Source organism: Kribbella amoyensis, from assembly GCF_007828865.1.
In the GTDB taxonomy this organism is placed as follows: Bacteria; Actinomycetota; Actinomycetes; order Propionibacteriales; family Kribbellaceae; genus Kribbella; species Kribbella amoyensis.
Genome location: NZ_VIVK01000001.1, coordinates 2,917,356 through 2,935,618 on the forward strand (window position 1 = coordinate 2,917,356; position 18,263 = coordinate 2,935,618).

The 18,263-nt window shown below is 69.3% G+C and carries 25 protein-coding genes; 20 read left to right on the top strand and 5 right to left on the bottom strand.

Annotation, left to right across the window (positions count from 1 at the left end; genetic code table 11):
* Positions 1–143 precede the first annotated feature (143 nt).
* The 6 genes from FB561_RS13875 to FB561_RS13900 all read left to right on the top strand — a co-directional run bounded on the left by FB561_RS13875 (position 144) and on the right by FB561_RS13900 (position 6,205).
* The gene (locus FB561_RS13875; protein ID WP_145806721.1) at positions 144–1,493 is read left to right on the top strand and encodes a hemolysin family protein; all 1,350 of its coding nucleotides are present in this window, start codon (positions 144–146) and stop codon (positions 1,491–1,493) included.
* Complete coding sequence (locus tag FB561_RS13880; protein WP_145806723.1) at positions 1,490–2,578, top strand: hemolysin family protein; 1,089 nt, start codon at positions 1,490–1,492, stop codon at positions 2,576–2,578. The genes FB561_RS13875 and FB561_RS13880 overlap by 4 nt, the downstream gene beginning before the upstream one ends.
* Positions 2,579–2,670: 92 nt before the next feature.
* Positions 2,671–4,317 carry an MFS transporter gene (locus tag FB561_RS13885; protein WP_145806725.1) on the top strand — a complete coding sequence of 549 codons (1,647 nt, stop codon included), beginning with the start codon at positions 2,671–2,673 and terminating at the stop codon, positions 4,315–4,317.
* Positions 4,314–4,760 carry a PPOX class F420-dependent oxidoreductase gene (locus FB561_RS13890; RefSeq protein WP_145806727.1) on the top strand — a complete coding sequence of 149 codons (447 nt, stop codon included), beginning with the start codon at positions 4,314–4,316 and terminating at the stop codon, positions 4,758–4,760. The genes FB561_RS13885 and FB561_RS13890 overlap by 4 nt, the downstream gene beginning before the upstream one ends.
* 100 nt (positions 4,761–4,860) lie before the next feature.
* On the top strand, positions 4,861–5,742 hold the full coding sequence (locus FB561_RS13895) for a sigma factor-like helix-turn-helix DNA-binding protein (protein ID WP_145806729.1): 882 nt from the start codon (positions 4,861–4,863) through the stop codon (positions 5,740–5,742).
* 85 nt (positions 5,743–5,827) lie between these two features.
* Positions 5,828–6,205 carry a hypothetical protein gene (locus FB561_RS13900; RefSeq protein ID WP_202880607.1) on the top strand — a complete coding sequence of 126 codons (378 nt, stop codon included), beginning with the start codon at positions 5,828–5,830 and terminating at the stop codon, positions 6,203–6,205.
* Positions 6,206–6,249: 44 nt separating this feature from the next.
* Here the strand turns inward: FB561_RS13900 and FB561_RS13905 are convergent, their stop codons facing one another.
* A complete protein-coding gene (locus FB561_RS13905; RefSeq protein ID WP_145806731.1) occupies positions 6,250–7,161 on the bottom strand; it encodes a LysR family transcriptional regulator in 912 nt (303 codons plus the stop codon).
* A gap of 75 nt (positions 7,162–7,236) precedes the next feature.
* Here FB561_RS13905 and FB561_RS13910 point away from each other — a divergent pair, with 75 nt between their 5' ends.
* The 14 genes from FB561_RS13910 (at position 7,237) to FB561_RS13980 (ending at position 15,874) form a co-directional block, all read left to right on the top strand.
* Positions 7,237–8,178, top strand: coding sequence for a DMT family transporter (locus tag FB561_RS13910; protein WP_145806733.1), 942 nt, complete (start codon positions 7,237–7,239; stop codon positions 8,176–8,178).
* A 338-nt stretch (positions 8,179–8,516) separates the two neighbouring features.
* Positions 8,517–8,738, top strand: a complete 222-nt coding sequence (locus FB561_RS13915) for a hypothetical protein (protein WP_145806739.1) — start codon at positions 8,517–8,519, stop codon at positions 8,736–8,738.
* An 87-nt stretch (positions 8,739–8,825) separates the two neighbouring features.
* On the top strand, positions 8,826–9,869 hold the full coding sequence (locus FB561_RS38240) for a hypothetical protein (RefSeq protein WP_145806746.1): 1,044 nt from the start codon (positions 8,826–8,828) through the stop codon (positions 9,867–9,869).
* 5 nt (positions 9,870–9,874) lie between these two features.
* A complete protein-coding gene (locus FB561_RS13925) occupies positions 9,875–11,200 on the top strand; it encodes an SRPBCC family protein (RefSeq protein ID WP_145813015.1) in 1,326 nt (441 codons plus the stop codon).
* A gap of 23 nt (positions 11,201–11,223) precedes the next feature.
* A complete protein-coding gene (gene gvpJ / locus FB561_RS13930; RefSeq protein ID WP_145806753.1) occupies positions 11,224–11,685 on the top strand; it encodes a gas vesicle protein GvpJ in 462 nt (153 codons plus the stop codon).
* The gene (locus FB561_RS13935; protein ID WP_145806759.1) at positions 11,682–12,437 is read left to right on the top strand and encodes a GvpL/GvpF family gas vesicle protein; all 756 of its coding nucleotides are present in this window, start codon (positions 11,682–11,684) and stop codon (positions 12,435–12,437) included. Before gvpJ (FB561_RS13930) ends, FB561_RS13935 begins: the two co-directional genes overlap by 4 nt.
* A 4-nt stretch (positions 12,438–12,441) precedes the next feature.
* A complete protein-coding gene (locus tag FB561_RS13940; protein WP_145806764.1) occupies positions 12,442–12,708 on the top strand; it encodes a gas vesicle protein GvpG in 267 nt (88 codons plus the stop codon).
* Complete coding sequence (locus FB561_RS13945; RefSeq protein ID WP_170284667.1) at positions 12,692–13,075, top strand: gas vesicle protein GvpO; 384 nt, start codon at positions 12,692–12,694, stop codon at positions 13,073–13,075. The genes FB561_RS13940 and FB561_RS13945 overlap by 17 nt, the downstream gene beginning before the upstream one ends.
* 10 nt (positions 13,076–13,085) lie before the next feature.
* Entirely contained in the window at positions 13,086–13,412 is a 327-nt protein-coding gene (gene gvpJ, locus FB561_RS13950) for a gas vesicle protein GvpJ (protein WP_202880609.1), read from the top strand.
* Positions 13,405–14,208 (top strand): GvpL/GvpF family gas vesicle protein, encoded by an 804-nt coding sequence (locus tag FB561_RS13955; RefSeq protein ID WP_145806768.1) that lies wholly within the window; start codon positions 13,405–13,407, stop codon positions 14,206–14,208. Before gvpJ (FB561_RS13950) ends, FB561_RS13955 begins: the two co-directional genes overlap by 8 nt.
* The gene (gene gvpJ / locus FB561_RS13960) at positions 14,205–14,396 is read left to right on the top strand and encodes a gas vesicle protein GvpJ (RefSeq protein ID WP_145806770.1); all 192 of its coding nucleotides are present in this window, start codon (positions 14,205–14,207) and stop codon (positions 14,394–14,396) included. Before FB561_RS13955 ends, gvpJ (FB561_RS13960) begins: the two co-directional genes overlap by 4 nt.
* A complete protein-coding gene (locus FB561_RS13965; protein ID WP_145806772.1) occupies positions 14,389–14,682 on the top strand; it encodes a gas vesicle protein K in 294 nt (97 codons plus the stop codon). Before gvpJ (FB561_RS13960) ends, FB561_RS13965 begins: the two co-directional genes overlap by 8 nt.
* Before the next feature lie 36 nt (positions 14,683–14,718).
* Positions 14,719–15,057: a hypothetical protein gene (locus FB561_RS13970; protein WP_145806774.1), complete on the top strand. Its 339-nt coding sequence runs from the start codon at positions 14,719–14,721 to the stop codon at positions 15,055–15,057.
* A 340-nt stretch (positions 15,058–15,397) separates the two neighbouring features.
* Positions 15,398–15,874 carry a hypothetical protein gene (locus FB561_RS13980; RefSeq protein ID WP_145806776.1) on the top strand — a complete coding sequence of 159 codons (477 nt, stop codon included), beginning with the start codon at positions 15,398–15,400 and terminating at the stop codon, positions 15,872–15,874.
* Positions 15,875–15,877: 3 nt separating this feature from the next.
* On the opposite strand, the gene FB561_RS13985 is transcribed toward FB561_RS13980, so the two are convergent.
* The 4 genes from FB561_RS13985 to FB561_RS14000 are packed head-to-tail and all read right to left on the bottom strand — an operon-like array spanning position 15,878 to position 18,147.
* On the bottom strand, positions 15,878–16,219 hold the full coding sequence (locus tag FB561_RS13985) for a PRC-barrel domain containing protein (RefSeq protein WP_145806778.1): 342 nt from the start codon (positions 16,217–16,219) through the stop codon (positions 15,878–15,880).
* Positions 16,206–16,502, bottom strand: a complete 297-nt coding sequence (locus FB561_RS13990) for a hypothetical protein (protein WP_202880610.1) — start codon at positions 16,500–16,502, stop codon at positions 16,206–16,208. Before FB561_RS13990 ends, FB561_RS13985 begins: the two co-directional genes overlap by 14 nt.
* Positions 16,499–17,728: an NRAMP family divalent metal transporter gene (locus FB561_RS13995; RefSeq protein WP_145806779.1), complete on the bottom strand. Its 1,230-nt coding sequence runs from the start codon at positions 17,726–17,728 to the stop codon at positions 16,499–16,501. Before FB561_RS13995 ends, FB561_RS13990 begins: the two co-directional genes overlap by 4 nt.
* Positions 17,725–18,147, bottom strand: coding sequence for a hypothetical protein (locus tag FB561_RS14000; RefSeq protein ID WP_145806781.1), 423 nt, complete (start codon positions 18,145–18,147; stop codon positions 17,725–17,727). Before FB561_RS14000 ends, FB561_RS13995 begins: the two co-directional genes overlap by 4 nt.
* Positions 18,148–18,263: the final 116 nt, after the last annotated feature.

The window sequence follows — 18,263 nt, forward strand, 5'->3', positions numbered from 1 at the left end:
AGAGAGCACGCGGGGCACCAGGTCGAGGGTGTCTTGAGGTGACTGGGTACGATCTTGCGCATGTCTCAGCCTGCCTCTGACGGCTGCTATATCGGGCCGGATCTTGTCCGGCGATCTACTGTTTCGCGGCTGGGGTGCGCCGCGTGTTGATTCTGATCGGTCTCGTCGTGATCCTCGTGCTGACCGCGGCGACGGCCTTCTTCGTGGCTCAGGAGTTCGCCTATGTCGCGGTTGACCGTGGGCGGCTGCGCACGCTGGCCGATGACGGCCGGCCTGGCGCCGACCGCGCACTGAGGGTGACCTCGCGGCTCTCCTTCATGTTGTCCGGTGCTCAGCTCGGGATCACCGTGACCGCCTTGCTGGCCGGTTACGTCGCCGAGCCGTATCTCGGCCAGGGGCTCGCGAACGTGCTGGGGCTGACCGGGTTGTCCGAGTCGGTCAGTCTGTCGATCGCGGTCGTGCTCGCGCTGATCGTTGCCACCGTCATCCAGATGGTGTTCGGGGAGCTGGCACCCAAGAACCTGGCCATCGCCAAGCCGGAGGCGCTCGCGTTGGCGCTGGCGCGGCCGACCCTGGCGTACCTGACGGTCACCGGGCCGATCATCAAGGCCTTCGACGCGACCTCCAACAAGCTGCTGCGCCGGGTCGGTATCGAACCGGTCGAGGAGTTGCCCCAGGGAGCGACCAGGCAGGACCTCGATCGGATCATCGCGACTTCGCGCGAGAAGGGTCTGCTGGACGAGGACACCTCCCGCCTGCTGGATCGTGGTCTGGACTTCCGTGATCTCACCGCGGCCCAGGTGATGATGCCCCGCGTGGACGTCGTCACGGTCAGCGCGACCGATCCGGTCCATGCCGTGGTCGAGCTGCTCGATTCGGGGCACAGCCGCTTCCCGGTACTGGGTGAGTCGGTCGATGACGTGGTCGGTGTGGTGGCGGTCTCCGACTTGGTCGACGTGGCGCCAGCGGATCGGCGGACGACGCCGATCGAGTCCGTTGCGAGCACCCCGGTGTTCGTCCCCGAGACGCTCGTACTGCCCGCCGTTCTGGAACAGCTCAGGCAGTCCCGGCGCCAGCTGGCGATCGTGGTGGACGAGTTCGGCGGATTCGCCGGCATCATCAGCCTGGAGGACATCGCCGAGGAACTCGTCGGCGAGATCCACGACGAGGACGACCTGCCCGAGTCGACAGCGGTACGGCACGAGGACGGCAGCTGGTCGGTCCCGGCACGGTGGCGCCTGGACGAGGTGGCCGATGCGTCGGGGATCGAGCTTCCGGACAGCGAGGAGTACGAAACGCTGTCCGGGCTGGTGATGCAGGAGCTCGGCCGGATCCCGGTGATCGGTGACGAGGTGGTCGTGACGCCGCCACCACGACTGGACGATGACGGGCAGCTGCAGCCCCAGCCGCCGGTCGCGTTGAAGGTGGTCGCGATCGAGCGGCACGTACCGGCGATCGTCACCATCGGCAGCGTTCTGGAGGTGGCCGAATGAGTGCGACCTGGGCGTTGCTGATCTCGCTGGTTCTGCTGGCCCTGAACGGATTCTTCGTCGCGGCCGAGTTCGCGCTGGTCGCGTCGAAGCAGCACCGGCTGGAGCAGGCCGCGGCCGACGGGAGCCGGGCTGCTCGCGTCGCCCTGTCCGGTGTCCGCGATCTGTCGCTGATGCTGGCGGGTGCTCAGCTCGGAATCACCTTGTGCACGTTGGGACTGGGCGCTCTGGCGGAGCCTGCGATCGAGCACTTGCTCGACCCGGTGTTCCACGCGGTCGGCGTACCGGACGAGGCGTCGCACGTGATCGCGCTGGTCATCGCGATCGGCGTCGTGGGTCTGCTCCACGTCCTGCTCGGTGAGATGGCTCCGAAGTCGTGGGCCATCAGCAACCCGGAGACTTCCGCGCTGCGGCTCGCGATGCCGTTCGTCCTGTTCACCCGGCTGTTCCGGCCGGCGTTGCTCGCGCTGAACGCGATCGCGAACGCGTGCCTGCGGCTGGCCAAGGTGACCCCGCAGGACGAACTCGCCCAGGCTCACGGTCCGGAGGAACTGCGGATCCTGATCGAGTCGTCCGGCGAGCACGGCACGATCGATGCCGCGGAGCACGAGCTGCTGTCCGCGATGTTGAAGGTGCAGGAGACCACGGTCAGCGAGGTCATGACGCCGGCGACCGATATCGCCGGCGTACCGCCGACCGCCACCGCTCGGGAGATCGAGCTGGCGAGCCGAGCGGCCGGCCGGTCCCGGCTCGCGGTGGTCGCCGACGGCGGCGTGGCCGGAATCGTGCACGTCCGCGATGCCGTCCGGGCGTCCTCCTTCGAGCAGGACGTCACCGCGGCCGACCTGATGAACGATGCAGTGCGGCTGCCGGCGGACAAGCCGGTGGCGACCGCGATCCGGCTGCTGCGGGATGAGCGCAGCCAGCTGGCGATCGTCCACGACGCCGAAGGCCACATCGTCGGCCTGGTCGCCCTGGAGGACATGCTCGAGCAGGTCATCGGCGACTTCGACGACGAGACCGACCCGGTCCTGGTCGCGGCCCGCAACCTGGGCGATCGCCGCCGGGCCGAAAGTACACCGCAGTAGGCCGAAACTCGTCGCCGGCCGGATGTCGATCCCGGCCGTGACTGACCGACGCAGAGGTTGAAGTGAAGACCACTGCGGAGGGAAGAGACGAGATGAACGACACCGCAGACAGCGGCGTGAACGGGTCGGAAGATGTGGAGAAGGCGACTGGGCGAGCCTGGGTCGGCTTGGCCGTGCTGGCTCTGCCCACGCTGCTGCTGTCCCTGGACGTCAGCGTCCTGTACTTGGCATTACCGAGTCTGAGTGCCGACCTCGGCGCCGACAGTACTCAGCAGTTGTGGATCTTGGACATCTATTCCTTCCTGCTCGCAGGATTCCTGGTCACGATGGGCACGCTCGGTGATCGGATCGGGCGGCGCAGACTGTTGCTGATCGGGGCCGCGGCCTTCGGCGCGGCCTCGGTGCTGGCCGCCTCTTCGAGCAGCCCTGAGCAGTTGATCGTCAGCCGTGCGGTGCTCGGGCTCGCTGGTGCGACGCTGATGCCCTCGACCATGGCCCTGATTCGGAACATGTTTCCGGATCCGGTCCAGATGGGCCGGGCGATCGGCATCTGGTTCAGCTGCTTCATGGGCGGTGTGCTGCTGGGTCCGGTGATCGGCGGATTCCTGCTGGAGCACTTCTGGTGGGGGTCCGCGTTTCTCCTCGGTGTGCCTGTGATGGTGCTGCTGCTGATCACCGGACCGATTCTGCTGCCGGAGTACCGGAACCCGTCCGCGGGGCGGATCGACGCACTGAGTGTGGTGCTTTCGCTGGGCACGATCCTGCCGGCCGTCTGGGGGCTGAAGGAACTCGCCCGGTCGGGCTGGGCAGTCCCGCCGATGATGGCGCTGGTCGTCGGTGCGGGCCTCGGCGTCGTGTTCGTCCGGAGGCAGCGGCGGTTGGCAGATCCGTTGCTGGATCTCACGCTGTTCCGGCGACCGAAGTTCGGCGCCGCGCTCGGGGTGATGCTTGCCGGTGGTGTGGTGATGGCCGGGATCTCGTTGCAGACAGCACTCTTCTTGCAGGTGGTCGAAGGTCTGTCACCGCTGCGGGCTGGGCTCTGGTTGATTCCGCAGAGCATCGCGATGGTGGCCGGCCTCAGCGCGTCTCCCGCCATCGCACAGCGGACCGGAACAGCGAAGGCCGTCGCGGCCGGGTTGATCCTGGCGGCGGTCGGACTGCTGGTGGTGACCGGTGCCGACGGTACTGGTGGTGTCGGCTTCGTGGTAGCCGGGCTCGCGATCACGTCGTTCGGTATGGGGCTTCCGATGGCGCTGACTGCCGGCCTGATGCTGGCGGCTGCACCACCTGAGCGGGCGGGATCGGCCGCCTCGTTGTCGGAGACGAGCGGTGAAGGCGGCATCGCACTGGGAGTCGCGCTGCTCGGCAGTCTCGGGACGTTCGTGTACCGGCGTTCCTTCGAGGCTGGACCGCCGGCGGACGTTCCGGCCGAGATCGTTGCTCAGGCACGGCAAAGTGTCACGGCGGCGATGCTGGTCGCGGAAGAGCTACCGGGCCAGTCTGGTACGGCCTTGGCGACCGCCGCGAAAGCAGCCTTCGCCAGCAGTTTGGACAGCGTCGCCGGCGTCGGCGCGATCGCGTTTGCCGGATGCGCGATCCTGGCCGCCGTGACCCTTCGCGACCGGGCCGGTCAAGGGCTTCCAGCCACTCGTGGTCAGGACTCGGCCGACGCCGGCCGACCGATCTCTGGTGGTCACGGTGGACAATCGGTGGACCGATCTGAAGGGATGGACGCATGACGACCGAAGCCGACCGGGGAAGTCGCGAGAACAGCCGCCTGGAGCTCAGCGATGCGGCACGCAAGCTGATCGACGGAGCCAACCCCGCCGTTCTGGCGACGACGAACCCTGACGGCAGCCCGCAGACCTCGGTGGTCTGGGTGGGGCGGGACGGCGACGACGTCCTCGTTTCGACCGCGGCCGGGCGCAGGAAGGTGCTGAACCTCCAACGGGATCCGCGGGCCAGTCTGCTGGTGATCGCCAAGGACGACCCGGACCAGTACGTCGAGATCCGCGGCGCCGCGACCGTGGCCGAGGATGCCGGCCGCGCGTTGGCCGTTCAGTTGGCCGAGACCTACGAAGGGCCCGGGGCCGGCGACGAGTACCTCGCGCTGCCCGCCGACCACGTCCGCGTGGCCGTTCGCCTCGTCCCGCATCGGCTCACCGGGCCGGCCGCCGGCTGAGTCGGTCAGTCAGCCCGGGACGGCCCCGAGTGTGACGGCAGGTCACACTCGGGGGCGCTGTGCCGTCAACCTCCGTGACTCGCGACGGGAGACGACGGTGATGGCGAACGACGACGACTGGCTGGCCGAGCGGTTCGAGGAGAGGCGGACCCACCTGCGGGCGGTGGCGTACCGGATGCTCGGCTCCGTCCCCGAGGCCGACGACGCGGTCCGGCAGACCTGGCTCCGGCTCGACCGGGCCGCGGTGGACGGCGTGCAGAACCTCACCGGCTGGATGACGGCCGCCGTGGCCCGGGTCTGTCTCGGCCTGCTGCGGACCCGGATCGTGCGAGGCGAGGATCCGCTCGCCGTACACCTCCCGGAACCGACGGACGGTCACGCCGAGGACTCGGAGCAGCAGGCCCTGCTGGCGGAAGCGGTCGGCCTGGGACTGCTGGTGGTGCTCGAATCGCTGACGCCGGCCGAGCGGACGGCGTTCGTCCTGCACGACCTGTTCGGCCTGCCGTTCGACGAGATCGCGGCGACGATCGACCGGTCCCCGGCCGTGGCCCGTCAACTCGCGAGCCGGGCCCGCCGGTGCGTCCGGAGCGGCGCGTCGGTGCCGGATCCCGACCGGCACCGGCAGCGCGAGATCGTCGACGCGTTCTTCGCCGCGGCCCGGGCCGGTGATCTCGACGCACTGGTCGCCGTGCTCGATCGCGACGTCGTCCTGCGTTCCGACACCGGGACGGCCCGGGCCCGGCGGACCGTCGCCGTGCACGGTCCCGAGCCGGTGGCGGCACAGGTGGTCATGGTCACCCGGCTCGTGCCGTTCGCGCGTCCCGCTCTGGTCGACGGCGCGGGCGGTGTCGTCGTCGCCGCCACGCCCGGGCGCGCGTTGCCGGTGCTGGGCTTTACCGTTGCCCGAGGCAAAATTTTCGCGATCGACGTCCTGGGTGATCCGCAGCGTGTCGAGGAACCGTCGGTGGCCACCGCCGAGTGAACGATGTGTACTCAGTTGGACGCGGTCGGTAGGTTGGAGGGACGTTCCGCTCGTCCCTGACCCTCCCCGACCGAAGGATTTCGCGATGGGCATTTTCGATAGTTTGAAGGACAAGGCTTCCGAGCTGCTGCAGGGCGCCGGTGACAAGGTCACCGAGGCCACCGGGATCGACGTCTCCGGGGTGACCGACCAGCTCAGCGGTTCCGCCGAAGGCGTGGCCGACCAAGGCCAGGCGGTGGCCGACCAGGGCCAGGAGGTCGCCGACCAGGCGCAGGGCCACGTCGACAACGCGCAGGCCGCCGCGGAAGGTGCCGTGGGCGATTTCGAGCAGGCCACCGGTGTCGACGTACCGGTGGAAGGCGTCGGCGAGCAGGTCACGCAGGCGACCGACGGTCTGACCGAGCAGGGCCAGGGGATCGCCGACAACGCGGCCGACCGGCTCAAGGACTTCGGCCAGCAGTAGGCGGGTGCACGCGTGGGGCCGACGTGCTCGGCCCCACGCAGTACCTATGCCGGTGGTGAGCTCTGCGCTGCTGCGTGGAGAGCGGCCGTAACAGCTTCTATTGCAGGGGTTTTGCTGGTCCGGGTGAGCAGGAAGACCTCGCGGCCGAGTTCGCCTTCACTCAGGGGTCTGATCGCGACACCCGGTACTCCGTAGCCGAGGACCAGGTCGGGGAGGAGAGCGCAGGCTCCCGCGGTCCGGACCATCTCGACGAGGATGAGGAAGTCGTCCGAGGCGTACCGGAGATCCGGTTCGAACGCGCCGAGATCGCGGCAGGCCCGGACCTGCATCGCGTGGTGGCCGGTTCCTGGTTGGCACGCGGCCCAGTGTTCGTCGGCCAGCTGCGTCATGCGGACACGGTCGTTGGCCGCCTGCGGGTGCGTTTCGGGGAGGACCAGACGGACCTGCTCGCGGACCAGGGTCTCGCGGGCGAGGTCGGCGTGGACGGGGCGGGGCTGACCGGAGTACTCGTCACCCACCACCACGTCGAGCCGGCGGAGGTGGAGCGCCGGTACTGCGGTCTCGACCTCGGTCTCGGTGACTTCGACCCGGATGTCGGGGTGGCTCTCGGCGAGGGCGGCGACCGCGGGGGCGACGATCCGGAGGAACGCCGACTGGAACGCCGACACCCTGACCACGCCCGCCGGCCGGCCGGCGGCGATCGCGGCCACTTCGGCTTCGGCGGCCTCAAGACCGTCGAGGAGTACGGCGGTGTGCCGGACCAGGGCCTTCCCCGCCTCGGTGAGCTGCACGTTGCGGCCGGTGCGCTCGAACAGTTTCGCGCCCGCTTCGCGTTCGAGGACGGCGAGCTGCTGGGAGATCGCGCTCGGCGTGTACCCGAGGGCGCGGGCGGCGCCGTGCATCGTTCCCCGCGCGTCGAGTTCGCGGAGAAGACGGAGGCGGCGAAGATCCAGCATTGTTCAGTAACGCTACCCGATTCTGTGCAAGAAGCTGAGATAGACCTGAATAGTTGACGATGTCAGCATCTTCCCGTGGGTCCGCTTCTCTGCCTCCTCTCCGCCGTCTGTTTCGGCGCCATGGCCATCTTCGGCAAGCTCGCGTACGACTCGGGGGTCGTGCTCGGCGATCTGCTGCTGTTCCGGTTCGCGATCGCGGCCGCGCTGCTGCTCGTCATCGCCCGGGCCAGGGGAGTACTGCGGGGTCTGCCGCGTCGCTCGGTCCTGGCCGGTCTCGCGATGGGCGGGATCGGGTACGCCACGCAGTCCGGCCTCTTCTTCGGGGCGTTGGAGCGGATGGACGCGTCGCTGCTCGCCCTGATCCTCTACGTCTACCCGGTCCTGGTGATGATCGGCGCGATCGTCCTCGGCCGTGAGCGGGCCTCCGTCCGCCGGATCGCGGCTCTCGTGATCGCGTCCGTCGGCACCGCCCTGGTCCTCGGTGGCGCGGCGTCCGGAGGCCTGGATCCACTGGGTGCCGCGATGGGATTCGGTGCCGCCGTCGCGTACACGGTCTACATCCTCGCCGGGGATCGCATCGGCGTCGGTATGCCGCCGCTCGCGTTGTCCGCTCTGGTCTGTACCGGCGCCGCGTTCACCTACTCCCTCGCATCCACCCGGCACGGTGGTCCGCAGCTGGGGTTCGCCGCCGAAGGGTGGCTCTGGCTTGCCGCGATCGCCGTGGTCAGTACGGTCGCCGCGATCCTGACGTTCTTCGCCGGCCTGGCCCGCGTCGGTCCGTCGGCCGCGTCGATCCTCTCCACTCTGGAACCGGTCGTCACGGTTGTCCTCGCAGCCGCCGTCGTCGGCGAATCCCTCGGCGTCGTTCAAGCCGTCGGCGGTGCCGTGGTCCTGAGCGCGGTCCTGGTGATCCAGTGGCCGACTCGGTCGCGCTCGCTCGGTCCACGGATCAGGAAACGGCGCCTCGGCAGGCCGCGGATCGCACCCGAGCAGACGGCCGACCACGTCCTGCCCTGAACCTCGGTACGGACTGCGGTGTCCGCTATTGGGTGATTGTCGGGGTTTTGGAATTGTCCGGAATCTACCGGCCGGTCATCGTTCAGGTGACTCGGGAGTAGTTTTCGTTTTCCGGCTTTCGCCGAGCTCCGTCCTGCCGTTTCGCCTTGTGTGCAAGGGGATGCGGTTCACCTCTTACGCAGAGCCAGGGTGTGGATGCGGAAAGTCAGGGTCGTTTGTGGGGGAAATGCGTGGGTACCCGCAGGCATCGCTTGTTGGGCACGGGGATGATCCTGAGGAGGGGCTCGTGAGAATCGCTAGACCGGAATTCCGAGGTTCCACGCGGCCGCGGGCACGCCATGGCTGAGCCGGAGATCGACGTCCGGGAGCGGCTGGTGGACATCCTGCTGGAGAAGGTCGCGGACGAACGCTTTCCGTCGACGACGACGCTCGATCTGATCGAGTCGCTGCTACGGCCGGACGAGGTTCCGGTCTACGCGCAGGTCCTGCTGCGGCAGGTCCGGTCCGAGCCGTATCCGAGTCTGGCGATGCTGCGCCGGATCGCGGCGCTGACCAACTGATCACGTCCGGACCCGCCGGACCCCGACGGGGCGAAGTCCCTGGGACACGTCTGTCCCGGTGGCTCCCATCACTGTGGAGGAGTTCCCATGAATACCACTGCGAATACCACCGCGAAGGTGGCGGCCGCTGTGGCGAGCGGCTACCTGCTCGGCCGGACGAAGAAGCTCCGGCTGGCCATCACGGTCGGCAGTCTGCTGGCCGGCAAGCGGATCGCGACGGATCCGCGCGCGATCGTGCAACAGCTCGCGACCCTGGTCGAGCAGAACCCCGAGCTGTCCAAGCTGTCCGACCAGGTGCGCGGCAAGTTGGTCACCGCCGGCCGGGAGGCGGCGGTCGCCGCCGCCAGCAACCGGCTGAACCGGGTGAGCGACGGGATCCGCAGCCGGACCGATCGCATGCTCGACCTGGGCAGCGGCCTGACCGGCTCCGACGAGTCGGACGACGAGGACGAGGACGACACTCCGCGCGACCGCGCCGAGGACGACGGCGGACGTCGACGGCGGCGGGGCGGTAGGAGCCGCGGCCGGCGCGATGACGAGGGCAGCGAGAGCCGCGGCCGCGACGACGAGGACGACGACGGCGATGAGGGCGGTAGGAGCCGTAGCCGTAGCCGTAGCGACGACAAGGACGAGCGCGGCGGTCGCCGCGGCCGTCGCGCCGATGACGAGCGTGGCAGCCGCGGTCGCCGTGGCGGGGACGACGAGGACCGCGAGCCCAGCGGTGAGGCCGACGAGGACGAGGTCAGCTCGGCTCGTCGGCGGCGGGCCGGTGGGAGTCGGCGACGCGGTGGTGACGACGACGCCGGCTCGCGCGACAGCGGACGGCGGAGTGCGAAGCGTACGGCCGCCAAGGCGTCCTCGGACCGGTCCGGTGGTTCGGTGACCGAGCGGACGACCTCGGGGACGGGGTCGGCGAGCTCGGGGGCCCGGAAGACGGCCGCCAAGAAGACCGCCGCGAAGAAGGCTCCGGCCAAGAAGGCTCCGGCCAAGAAGGCGGCCGCGAAGAAGTCCGCGCCGCCGCGGAAGGCGGCGGCGAAGAAGACCGCGGCGAAGAAGACGACCGCCAAGAAGACCGCTGCCAAGAAGACGACGGCGAGGTCCGGCGGGTCCTCGACGCGGAAGCGCGGGTGACCGAGATGGCCGAGCGGACCGCGAACGGCGGCGGGTTGAAGTCCGTCCTGGACGAGCTGCCCGTCGACCGGTTGAAGGACGAACTGCAGGAGGCGCTGTCGGTAGCCGCCGAACGGACCACCGAGCTGGCCGGCGACAAGATCTCCGACCTGACCGAACGGCTGGTCGACTTCGCCGCGAACGGCGGCGTCGGCGGGCGGGCACTGGCCGAGGGCGGTAAGGCGGCCGCGACCGGCGGCTCGCCGGTGCTGGGTGCGTTGAAGGGTGGCGTCATCGGAGCGAAGGACAAGGTCAAGGACGCGATCACCGGCGGTTCGGCCGGATCGGGCGGCGCGGGTGGCCAGAAGGCGGCGACCAAGTCGACCAACATCATCGAGCAGATCGATGTCGGGGTGCCGGTGCACGTCGCGTACAACCAGTGGACCCAGTTCCAGGACTTCTCCGGCTTCATGAAGAAGGTCGAGAACGTCGAGCAGGAGTCCGACGAGAAGGTCAACTTCAAGGCGAAGATCCTCTGGTCGCACCGGACCTGGGAAGCCAGCATCATCGAGCAGACGGCCGACGAGAAGATCGTCTGGCGGTCGAAGGGCGAGAAGGGGCACGTCGACGGGGCCGTCACGTTCCACTCGCTCGGCCCGAATCTGACCCGGATCCTGGTCGTCCTCGAGTACTACCCGCAGGGCCTGTTCGAACGGGTCGGCAACATCTGGCGCGCGCAGGGCCGGCGTGCCCGGCTCGAGCTGAAGCACTACCGCCGGCACGTGATGACGAACGTGATCCTCGAACCCGACCGGGTCGAGGGCTGGCGCGGCGAGATCTCCGACGGCGAGGTCTCCAAGACCCATGAGGACGCCGTCGCCGAGGAGGATCGCGACGACGAGGACCGCGACGAGGACGAGTACGCGGACGAGCACGACGACGAGCGCGACGAGTACGAGGACGAGGGCGGGGACGAAGAGCCCGAGGACGAGTACGACGAGCAGGACGAAGACGAGCCGGACGAAGACGAGCCGGACGAAGACGAGGACGAGTACGACGACGAGCCGGCCGACGAGTACGACGACGAGGACGAGTACGACGACGAGGGCGAGGACGAAGAGTCCGAGGATGAAGAGCCCGAGGACGAGTACGACGAGCAGGACGAAGACGAGCAGGACGAAGACGAGGACGAGTACGACGACGAACCGGTCGACGAGTACGAGGACGAGGAAGACGAGGACTACGACGACGAGCCCGACGAGGACGACGAGGGCGACGCCGACGAGTACGACGAAGACGAGTACGAGGACGAGGACGAAGAGGACGACGAGCCGCGCCGACGCGCGAGCTGAACCGACCGGAAGGGAGGACGACCATGACCGTTGCGGCCAGCGATCGCCGCCGGGGTGGGGGCTATCTCGAGCGGCCCGCTCCGAGCAGTCTCGCCGACGTGATCGACAGCATCCTCGACAAGGGGCTCGTGATCGACGCCTACGTGCGCGTCTCGCTCGTCGGCATCGAACTGCTCACCATCGACGCCCGGATCGTCGTCGCCAGTGTGGACACCTACTTGCGGTTCGCCGAGGCGACGAACCGGCTCGACCTGTACGAGAAGGGCGGCAAGGACCTGCCCGAGCTGATGAGCGACGTCACCGAGAGCGGCGCGCGGGGTAAGACCACGGGCCTGCTCTCCGGTGCCAAGGAAGCGCTCCTCGGCAGTTCGGACGACAAGAGCGACAAGGACGACGACGAGGACGACGAGCCGGAGTACGAGGAACGGCCACGTCGCCGGCCGGCCAAGAAGGCCGCCGCGCGCCGCCGGAGGGACGAGGGATGACGATCACGACCGATCGACGGACCGGCTGCTACCTGTACGGGATCGCGGCCGCCGGCCTCGACCTTCCCAAGACGCTCACCGGACTCGACGACGAGGCGGTCGAGGTGATCCCGCACGGCGAGGTCGCCGCGATCACGAGTCCGGTGAGCACCACCCGGCCGTTGACCCGGCGGGCCGACCTGGTCGCGCACGGCCGGGTCCTCGACGCGGCCGCGGCGGCCGGCCCGGTCCTCCCGGTGCGGTTCGGTTCGGTACTCGAGGACCGGGACCAGTTGCTCGCCGAGGTCCTCGAGCCGGGCGGGGACGAGTTCGCCCCGATGCTGCGCGAGTTGGCGGGGTCGGCGCAGTACACGATCCGGGTGCGGTACGACGAGGCGCGGGTGCTGGCCGAGGTGGTCGCGGAGAACCCGGAGATCGCGCAACTCAGACTCCGGACCCGCGATCGGCCGGAGCACGCGGCGTACCACGATCGCGTCCGGCTGGGGGAGCTGGTCGCCCGGGCCCTGGAGGCCAAGCAGGACGAGGATGCCGACGCCGTCCTGGCCGTGTTCGAGCCGCTGGTCCTCGATGCCCGGGTGCGCGACGGGGCCGGGCTGGACCAGGTGATCGACGTCGCGTACCTCGTCCGGGACGACCAGCGGCCGGTCTTCGAGCAGACGGCCGAGCAGTTGGCCAAGGAGCTCGCCGGCCGGGCCAGGGTCAAGCTGGTCGGGCCGTCGGCGGCGTACGACTTCGTCGCGGTGGAGGGCTGAGGCGATGGGGTTCGTGACCAACCTGCTGACGTTGCCGTTGGCGCCGGTCCGGGCCACGGCGGCGCTCGCCGACCAGATCCGCCGGCAGGCCGAGCAGGAGTTCTACGACCCGGCCCGGATCCGGCACCAGCTGGAGCTGATCGGGAACCTCCGCGCCAGCGGGGACCTGACCGAGGACGAGGCGACGGCCGCCGAGGACGTACTGATCGCCCGGCTGCTGGACGCCGAGGCACAGCGCGAAGGATATGTTGCCAATGACAACTACCCGTAGAACAGGACAGCAGTCCGAGCGGCGCCGGAATACGGCGAAGAAGGCCACCGCACGACCGGACAGGTCACGGCGTGGAACGGCGGACGAGGACCGGCAGCCCTCGCGGTCCCGGAAGCCGTCGTTGCGATCGGTCGCGCTGTCCGCGGCGACCGAGTTGTCCGAGTTGATCGGGCACCAGGTCGAGAGCGTCGTGGCGATCGACCGGGACGACGACGGCTGGAAGGTCCAGGTCGAGGTGGTGGAGTCGCGCCGGGTCCCCGACACGACCGACATCCTCGCGATCTACGAGGTCGAGACCGACGGCGACGGGGCGATGACCGGGTACCGGCGACTCGGCCGGCACGTCCGCGGCCGCACCCAGGAGTGATCGGACACCGATGACCGAACCGACGACGAGACCACGGCGCGCACCGATGGACCGGTACGCCTCCGCGGGGCCACGCCCCGACAACCTCGCCGACGTGCTCGAACGCGTGCTGGACAAGGGCATCATCATCGCCGGCGACATCCGGGTGAACCTGCTCGACATCGAACTGCTGACGGTCAAGATCCGGCTGCTGGTGGTGTCGGTCGACAAGGCGATGGAGATGGGCATCGACTGGTGGACCCGCGACCCGATGCTGTCCACCGAGGCCCAGCAGCTCGCCGACGAGAACCGCCGGCTCCGGGAACGGGTCGACGAACTGGAGGACGGTAATGGTTGACACCGGCACCTATTTGTACGCCGTCGCGCGGTCGCTGGACGGGCGGCTGCTGGACGCGGTGACCGGGATGCAGGGGCACCCGGTCCGGACCATCGACGACGGTGAGCTGGTCGCGGTGGTGAGTACGGTCGGCCTGGACGAGTTCGGCGAGGACGGGCTGCGCCGCAATCTGGAGAACCTACGCTGGCTGGAGGCGACCGCGCGCGGGCACGACGAGGTGGTACGGCGCGCCGCGGCCGGGACGAGTGCGCTGGCGCCGTTCCGGCTGGCCACGATCTGCCGGTCGGACCAGGGCGTCCTGGAACGCGTCGACGAACTGCGCACCGAGCTCGACGAAGCGCTGGACCGGATCGAGGGCCGGAGTGAGTGGAGCATCAAGGCCTATCAACGGAACCTGATCGAGACCACCGGCGAAGCCACGGTCTCGGGCACGCCGCCGTCGGCGGGGTCCTTGGCGACCGCGGCCCGCGGTACCGGGGTCTCGTACCTCGAACGACGGCGGGCGCAGTTGTCCGCGAACGCGCGAGCCAACGCGCGGATGACCTCGCAGGCGGATCGGCTGTACCAGGCGATCTCGTCCGCCGCCGACGCGTCCCGGCGGCTGCCGTCCCAGGATCGACGCCTCACCGGGCGGTCCGAGACGATGACGCTGAACGGCGCGTTCCTCGTCCAGGAAGCCCGGACGAAGCAGTTCCTGCACTTCGTCGCCGACCTCGAACCGCGGTACCCGACGTTGTGCCTCGAGATCGACGGACCCTGGCCGCCGTACTCCTTCTCCACCCTGGACAGCCCATGACGGCCGAGCCTGTCCTCCGGGACGCGGCCGGCCCGATCGCGTTGGTGGACCTGCTGGACCGGTTGCTCGGCAACGGCGTCGTGGTGTCGGCCGACGTGCTGATCTCGCTGGCCGGGATCGACCTGGTCGAGGTTCGCCTCGGGGCCGTGATCCAGTCCGTCCGGGCCGGGAGGGGACTCGATGACTGACTTGTTCGCCCCCAGGGTGGAAGCCGACAAGGACACCGTCGAACGCGAGCTGTTCAAGCTGGTCCTGACGATCGTCGAGCTGATCCGGCAACTGATGGAACGGCAGGCGCTGCGGCGGATCGACGAGGGGGACCTGGCGCCCGAGCAGGTCGAGGAGCTCGGCCTGGCCCTGTTCCGGCTGGACGAGGCGATGACGACCTTGCGCGACCGCTTCGACCTCACCCCCGACGACCTGAACCTCGATCTCGGTCCGCTCGGCCCGTTGCTGGCCGACGGACCCCGCTGACCCCGAAGGAACCCGATGACGAGGACGTGATCCGGGATGAGAGTGCTCCGAGGACTGGCCGCGATACTGGTCTGGTTGCTGGCGACCGTCGTGATGATCGTCGCGCTGGTGTTGTGCGTGACGCTGATCCTGCTACCGCTCGGCGCCCCGCTGATGGCGCTGGGCCTCCGGCTCTGGGCGTACGGCGTCCAGCTGATGCTGCCGCGCGGCCAGGAGGTGAAACGCAAGGTGCGCAAACAGGCCGGGCTGAAGCCCCGCGGATCGACAGCCGGTGATGTCAAACGGGCCAAGAAGCAGGCGACGAAGAAGGGCAAGAAGACGGCGCACCGCTTCCGCAAGGGCCTGCACAAGACCGCGAAGGCGATGCCGGGCTGACCCCTAGGGTGGACGGGTGATCAGACTCGGATACCCAGTGGTCGGCGTCGCCGATGTCGCGGCGGCCGCAGCGCTCTGGACAGGGTCGCGTGGGACCAGTACCCGCCGGAACCGGACTTCGTCGTCCTCACCGACCCGGACCACAACGTCTTCTGCGTCGTGGACCTGAGCAAGGCGCCGTCCGGCTCGTAGCCGCGTCCACCGGACGGGGGACGCACGTTCCCTCGTCCGGGCGATGTGGGGTACGCCCGGGGTTGGAAGGGTCCTGGGTGTGACGAGCGCAGCGCAGGTCGAGCCGGTATCCCCCACGCGAGACGGGCGAGCACCGCAGCCTTGGGCCGTGCGGGCCGCGCACCTGGCGGCCTTGACGACGTTGCCCTCCTGCGTCTGGAGACTCCTGCTCGCCGCCGGATTCTCGATGGGGTATCAGCCCGAATGGATGGCCGCCAACGCGAGCAGCGCGGCCGATCGGGTGTACCTTGTCGCGCTCAGCCTGGTCACGGAAGGCCTTGCGTTGTTGACGTTGGGCCTCGTGCGGCCATGGGGTGAACGGCTGCCGTCGTGGGTCCCGGCCATCGGCGGGTGGCGGGTACGGCCGCTGGCGGCGGTGGTCCCGGCATCGATCGGTGCGGTCGCGTTGGTGCTGCTGTGGAGCCTCAATCCGCTGCTGTATACCGACCTGTTCCACGATCCGCTCGAACCACAGGGCGGCTGGCAACTGCTGATGGCGACCGCGTACCTCCCCCTCGTCCTCTGGGGTCCGCTGCTCGGCCTCGTCACCTGGGCCTACTACCGCCGGCGCTGCACGGACCGCTGACGGTCAGTACCGGGCCAGTTCCTCGAGCGGGCGGAGGTCTTCGCGGCCCGATCGGGTTTGGACGACGTGGTCGGTGATGCGTTCGACGTCCTCCCACGGCAGGTACCAGACGGCGCCGAGTCGGCGGTGGACGAGCCACCGGAGCAACGCCGGGCCGACGTGCCGTTCGTAGCCGAAGAGCCTGGTGGACTTGTGTTCCACCACGATCAGGCCGTCGACCCGGAGGGCACTCTGGTTCGACGACAGCAGGGGACCGTCCTGGACCAGGCGGACGTCCGCCACTCCGCCGATGTCCTCGCCGGCGCTGTCGTGGACCCGGTGGCCGAGCAGGTCATTCAGTCGCATCGCCGGCTCCTGGGATGTGGTCGATGACATGCTGCTCGACCCAGTCGTCCTGGCGATCCAGGTCGAGATCCCCACGCCGGATCTGGATCGCGGTGTCGATCTCGATGACCTGGCTCGCCGGGATCCGGACCCCGCCGGCGATCAGCGCGGACACCACCGGGACCTCGGCGTCCAGGTCGAGTTCGACGTCGTCCACCTTGCCGAGCAGCCGGCCGTCGCGCTGGTCGGCCAGCTGCCGGTCCAGCAGGTGGAGCTGGGCATGCAGGACGCGTCCGGCCATCATTGCCCCGCTTTCGTCACGATCATCAGCGGAATCGCCGCGATCGATGCCAGCAGCAACAAGCCGAGGTAGATCAGGGCGAAGAAGTTGAGCACCGGCCCGTTCGTGTGCCGGCCCATGTAGTCCGGGTCGTTCGCGATGATCAGGATCGGCAGGTACGTCAGCGGCAGCGCCATCGCGGCGAACACCACGGAGTACTCGGTCACCTTCACCGGGTCGACCGCGGTCAGCAGGGTGAGGATCGCCAGCACCAGGCAGATGATGATCACCAGGTGGAACCGCGACGCCTCCCGTGGCCGGACCAGCTTGCCCCACTGCCAGCCGCGGTACTGCGCGATCGTGTACCCGCACGAGAGCGCCGTCTCCAGCGCGGCCCCGAAGGTCGCCGCGAACACTCCGACCAGGACGACCGCCAGACCGAGCTGACCCAGCGCCATGGCGGTCGGCAGCGTCACCTGGCCGAGCGTGCCGACCTCGATCCCGGCCGGCAGGTACACCACGGCGGCACACCCCGCGATCGCGAGCGACAGCAGCCCACCGAGCGGGAACCCGATGAACACGTTCGACCGGGCCGTCACCAGGTCCCGCCGGTTCCACTTCTCCTCGACCCCGCCGGAGGAGAAGAAGAACACCTCGTACGGGGTCATCGCCGCGCCGAACAACGCGATCGCGTAGTACGCGTAGGTCAGCCAGGACTCGTTCCCCGTCGGCCGCGGAGTGGTTGCCTGATGCATCAGGTCGCCCCAGTCCGGGCCGAGCTGCCAGAGCGCGACCGCGAACCCGATCAGCAGCAGTCCGAGCAGGCCGAACACCTGCTCCAGCCGGGAGAACTTCACCCGCCAGATCACCAGCCAGACCGCGATCGCGGCGAGCGGTACCCAGAGCAGGTACTGCACGCCACTGGCCAGTTCGAGCGCGAGCGCGACGCCGCCGATCTCGGCGATCAACGTCAGCAGGGTGACCAGGAACGACGCGATCAGGGTGACCAGCCCGGTCCGCCGGCCGAGCCGTTCCCGGATCAGGTCGAACACCGGCCGCCCGGACAACGCGACCACGCGGCCCGCCATCTCGGCGTACAGGCAGATGCCGATCACGCCGACGACCACCACCCAGGCGAGCCGCATCCCGAACCGGGAGCCGACCAGCGCGTTGGTGACCAGGTCACCGATGTCGACGAAGCCGCCGATCGCGGTGAGGATCCCGAGCGTGACCCCGACGAGGCGTTTCACCCGGCCAGCTCCCGTAACCGGGCGGCGCTCCGATCGAGGACGCCGAGTTGCCGGGCGGCCGTGGCCAGGTCGTCGTTGCCGAGCGCGATCCGGGTCGCGGTGACCGCGGCCGCCGCGTCGTCCAGGGCCCGGCTGACCTCGTCGTACGTCCGGCGGGACTCCGCGGACGCGGGTTGCTCGGCGTCGAACCCGGTGACGACCTTGCCGATCGCCTTCTCGGCGTCTTCGACCAGTTGGCCGGCGGGCTGCTGCCAGAGGTTGTGGTCGAGCAACTGGCGAACGGCGAGGCTGGTGGTACCCACCTCCGACGCGCCGTTCGCGGCGGCCTGTTCGGCGGCGTCCTGGAGTTGCTGGTCCGGGCCGGCACAACCAGCCAGCAGTACCGCGGCCAGTAACGGCGCCGCGATCACCCGTCTCATCCACACCTCCCGGGAGTCCGATAGCCGGTGCGTCCGGCCCGGTACCCAGGCGTCGGGCCGGACGAAACCCGCCCGGCGACCGTACTGAAGCGCTGAACCCGACTTTGTGCGCAGTT

Coding starts and splice junctions, on each gene's coding strand:
- FB561_RS13970 (WP_145806774.1), top strand. CDS start 14,719: ATGAGAGTGCTCCGAGGACTGGCCGCGATACTGGTCTGGTTGCTGGCG.
- FB561_RS13900 (WP_202880607.1), top strand. CDS start 5,828: ATGGGCATTTTCGATAGTTTGAAGGACAAGGCTTCCGAGCTGCTGCAG.
- FB561_RS13965 (WP_145806772.1), top strand. CDS start 14,389: ATGACTGACTTGTTCGCCCCCAGGGTGGAAGCCGACAAGGACACCGTC.
- FB561_RS13890 (WP_145806727.1), top strand. CDS start 4,314: ATGACGACCGAAGCCGACCGGGGAAGTCGCGAGAACAGCCGCCTGGAG.
- FB561_RS13935 (WP_145806759.1), top strand. CDS start 11,682: ATGACGATCACGACCGATCGACGGACCGGCTGCTACCTGTACGGGATC.
- FB561_RS13925 (WP_145813015.1), top strand. CDS start 9,875: ATGGCCGAGCGGACCGCGAACGGCGGCGGGTTGAAGTCCGTCCTGGAC.
- FB561_RS38240 (WP_145806746.1), top strand. CDS start 8,826: ATGAATACCACTGCGAATACCACCGCGAAGGTGGCGGCCGCTGTGGCG.
- FB561_RS14000 (WP_145806781.1), bottom strand. CDS start 18,147: ATGAGACGGGTGATCGCGGCGCCGTTACTGGCCGCGGTACTGCTGGCT.
- FB561_RS13940 (WP_145806764.1), top strand. CDS start 12,442: ATGGGGTTCGTGACCAACCTGCTGACGTTGCCGTTGGCGCCGGTCCGG.
- FB561_RS13915 (WP_145806739.1), top strand. CDS start 8,517: ATGGCTGAGCCGGAGATCGACGTCCGGGAGCGGCTGGTGGACATCCTG.
- gvpJ (WP_145806753.1), top strand. CDS start 11,224: ATGACCGTTGCGGCCAGCGATCGCCGCCGGGGTGGGGGCTATCTCGAG.
- FB561_RS13990 (WP_202880610.1), bottom strand. CDS start 16,502: ATGATGGCCGGACGCGTCCTGCATGCCCAGCTCCACCTGCTGGACCGG.
- FB561_RS13945 (WP_170284667.1), top strand. CDS start 12,692: ATGACAACTACCCGTAGAACAGGACAGCAGTCCGAGCGGCGCCGGAAT.
- FB561_RS13895 (WP_145806729.1), top strand. CDS start 4,861: ATGGCGAACGACGACGACTGGCTGGCCGAGCGGTTCGAGGAGAGGCGG.
- FB561_RS13905 (WP_145806731.1), bottom strand. CDS start 7,161: ATGCTGGATCTTCGCCGCCTCCGTCTTCTCCGCGAACTCGACGCGCGG.
- FB561_RS13885 (WP_145806725.1), top strand. CDS start 2,671: ATGAACGACACCGCAGACAGCGGCGTGAACGGGTCGGAAGATGTGGAG.
- gvpJ (WP_202880609.1), top strand. CDS start 13,086: ATGACCGAACCGACGACGAGACCACGGCGCGCACCGATGGACCGGTAC.
- gvpJ (WP_145806770.1), top strand. CDS start 14,205: ATGACGGCCGAGCCTGTCCTCCGGGACGCGGCCGGCCCGATCGCGTTG.
- FB561_RS13955 (WP_145806768.1), top strand. CDS start 13,405: ATGGTTGACACCGGCACCTATTTGTACGCCGTCGCGCGGTCGCTGGAC.
- FB561_RS13880 (WP_145806723.1), top strand. CDS start 1,490: ATGAGTGCGACCTGGGCGTTGCTGATCTCGCTGGTTCTGCTGGCCCTG.
- FB561_RS13985 (WP_145806778.1), bottom strand. CDS start 16,219: ATGCGACTGAATGACCTGCTCGGCCACCGGGTCCACGACAGCGCCGGC.